Annotated in this window: 1 protein-coding gene and 2 pseudogenes; 1 reads left to right on the top strand and 2 read right to left on the bottom strand. The window is 43.9% G+C overall.

Going from position 1 to position 3,091, the window contains the following annotated elements:
- Positions 1-140: pseudogene (locus tag VIM94_RS05290) on the bottom strand (ATP-binding protein); the annotation flags it as partial.
- A 290-nt stretch (positions 141-430) separates the two neighbouring features.
- On the opposite strand from VIM94_RS05290, the gene VIM94_RS05295 reads away from it, so the two are divergent.
- On the top strand, positions 431-2,434 hold the full coding sequence (locus VIM94_RS05295) for a cytochrome c peroxidase (RefSeq protein ID WP_332038248.1): 2,004 nt from the start codon (positions 431-433) through the stop codon (positions 2,432-2,434).
- Positions 2,435-2,936: 502 nt separating this feature from the next.
- Here the strand turns inward: VIM94_RS05295 and VIM94_RS05300 are convergent.
- A pseudogene (locus VIM94_RS05300) lies at positions 2,937-3,091 on the bottom strand (ATP-binding protein); the annotation flags it as partial.

Genomic DNA, 3,091 nt, shown 5'->3' on the forward strand with positions numbered 1-3,091 from the left:
CTAATGTGACTGGCAGCTATATTTTCAGATTGCTCCAAATCGGCGATACTACGGGAGACCTTTAAAATACGATCATAAGCCCTTGCAGAAAGATTGAGCCGTTCCATAGCTGTTTTTAGAAGTTGTTTAGATGCTTCATCCTTGAACCGGCTTTAAATGGTGAGGATTTCCACGTAAATAACTTTTGTTGCCTTATGATGCAATTATTACTAAAAATAGTAAATAGCTAATTTTTTATAAATTTTGCGGGATGATTTTCTAAATATTTGCTTAAGAATCATATAGCTTTTTTGTAATTTTAAGTAAGCAGTTTCTTTGTAGAAAAAAGAATGATGAGTAGGATAAAACAAAGGACTACACGCGAATGAATAGCAAGTCCTGGTGTTGACAAAAACTAAATAGCACAAGAATTATTTTAAATAAAAACATCATGGATATTCACAACAGAAAAAGAAGGTCTGTTATAAAAAAATGGATAGAAGTAGCCATTTTTTTGATAATGGGGCTAAGCACATTGATTTTTTCCTGTACAAGGAGAAACCTGATTTCAGAGGATTCGTACCAATCAATTCCAAAGGATGAGATGGTGGATAGCTCGCGCACAATCCAAGCGGAACCCGGTACCCCAGAAGGAGTACTGCTTATGCAGGCGCAGGCGCTTTTCGGCAAACTTCCAGCCAGCATGCCCGGTAGTGAGGATGACACTCCTGCTTTGATAGCGCTTGGAAAAAAGCTATATTTTGAGAAAGCTATTTCCATCAATAAAACGCAATCCTGCAACTCCTGCCATCCTATTGACAATAAAGGCGCGGGTGCAGACCATTTTAAGACAGGCAAGGGTGCATTAGGAAAATTTGGTCCCCGTAACGATCCATCAACCTTGAATGCCGGTTACCAGATTGCCCAGTTCTGGGACGGACGTGCGGCCACTCTGGAAGATCAGGCAAAGGGACCTCCACTCGCCCATGTTGAAATGGCCATGCCTAATGGCGAAGCGGTGGCCGAACGGCTAAAAGCTATAGAACATTATCCCGATGAATTCAAAAAGGCCTTTCCTAACGAAAAAGATCCCGTAACTTTCGACAACTTTGCCAAAGCGGTCGCTGCCTTTGAGCGAACATTGATTAGCCGGGGTAGGTTCGACAGGTTCATCGATGGTGACATACAAGCCCTTACTGGAAGAGAAATGGAAGGGATGCGTAGCTTTATAAGTGTGGGGTGCGTGCAGTGCCACAGTGGCCCCAACCTGGGGGGAATGACCTATCAAAAATTGGGTGTATTCCATGATTACACCAACACCGAAGATGTTGGACGCTTTGAGGTCACAAACGAGGAAAGTGATAAATATGTATTCAAGGTTCCCATGCTACGCAATGTCACCTTAACTGCTCCCTATTTCCATGACGGGGAGGTAAGTAACCTGGCTGAGGCAATAGATAAGATGGCCCACATGCAGTTAAATAAGAAACTGACGGACAAAGAAATCAATCATATCCTCAGGTTTTTAACTACCCTGGCCGATGAAGATCGTACTACAGCGGAGCCAATTGAGGTAAAAGCATCTGCCGCCGCCTGGGAACCACCGTTAATGAAAGATATTCCGCAGGGAGAAGAAGGAGATCTAATTCGCTACGGTGCCCTTCTTTTAAGCGATACATATGCGCAACTAGGTGCTGGCGCAAAGGATAAGAACATGCATTTTTCCGGAAATACTCTGAACTGCACGAGCTGCCATCAAAATAAGGGTACTAAACGATTCGGACTCCCATGGATGGGGGTTAGCCAGAGATACCCACGCTATAGAGGTCGCGAAGATAAAGTTTCGGGACTTGAGGAGCGCATCAATGGCTGTTTCATACGTAGCATGAACGGCAAGCCTCTTCCTGAGGACAGCAAAGAAATGAAGGCGATGATCGCCCACCTCAACTGGTTATCAAAAGACATGCCCGAGGATGTTTATGGCCAGGGAACACCCCAATTTGAAAATCCGAACCGAAAGGCTGACGTGAAAAATGGCGAAGTGATGTACAAGCATTACTGCATGTCATGTCATGGCAAAAATGGGGAGGGCTACCAATCCATGTCTTCTGGTATTGCGGGTAGTCATGTGGTTCCACCACTTTGGGGACCAAACAGCTATAACAACGGAGCAGGTATGAACCGGTTGCTGACCAACGCGGCCTTTGTTCACAGCAACATGCCGCTGGGAACGCGGTGGAATCGGCCGGCAATCACCAATGAAGATACCTACGACATCAGCGCCTATCTCAGCTCCAAAGATCGGCCGCAGATGAGCGGGCTGGAAGAGGACTATCCGAAACTAGAGAAAAAACCAGTGGACAGCCCATATCCTCCCTATCCAGATAAATTTTCACAGGAACAGCATACATACGGACCTTTCCAGCCCATAAAAGATGCACAGAAAAAGGAATAAGCAAAGGAGAGGTTGCTACGGAAGCATTATCGTATCAACCTCCTCCCGTCATCCCAGTGGGATATGCCTGATCCAAAAATTAAATGCCCGCCCACATATTTACAATATTCAAAGAATTTCCTAAACTAACGGAAAGCGGGGAATTTATGGTAAACTGCTTAGGATCATTCAGGCCAATTACCAACGCAGCTATTTTTCGATCAGTTTATGAGCACCCCATTGTTTATCATTAAACCAATAGCCGCCACGATGGCTCACAAAGTCATAATATTAAAAGTATAATTAAGCCCATCGAGTACAATCTGGCTAATGGTAAGGCTACCAACTTAGTTGCTTCTTTTAAATCAAGTTTAATGGATTTAGAACTTATAAGGGCATCAATAGATATTTCTGAAGCACTCGTACTATTTGAAGAGCTTTTAGGCTGCTCGATATCATTACGGGTTTTACCTTTACAACCAATTAGTAGGACAAGCAGGAGCGATAAGAATTTTAGAAAACATTAACCCAACCAACCGTCCCGGTCAAGACTTCTATATTGAATCGCTTCGCTAATGTGACTGGCAGCTATATTTTCAGATTGCTCCAAATCGGCGATACTACGGGAGACCTTTAAAATACGATCATAAGCCCTTGCAGAAAGATTGAGCCGTTCCA

The sequence above is a fragment of the Salegentibacter sp. genome, from assembly GCF_036568425.1.
GTDB lineage: Bacteria > Bacteroidota > Bacteroidia > Flavobacteriales > Flavobacteriaceae > Salegentibacter.

Bases quoted from the DNA above. Each gene is read 5' to 3' on its own strand.
- VIM94_RS05295 (WP_332038248.1), top strand. From the start codon at position 431: ATGGATATTCACAACAGAAAAAGAAGGTCTGTTATAAAAAAATGGATA.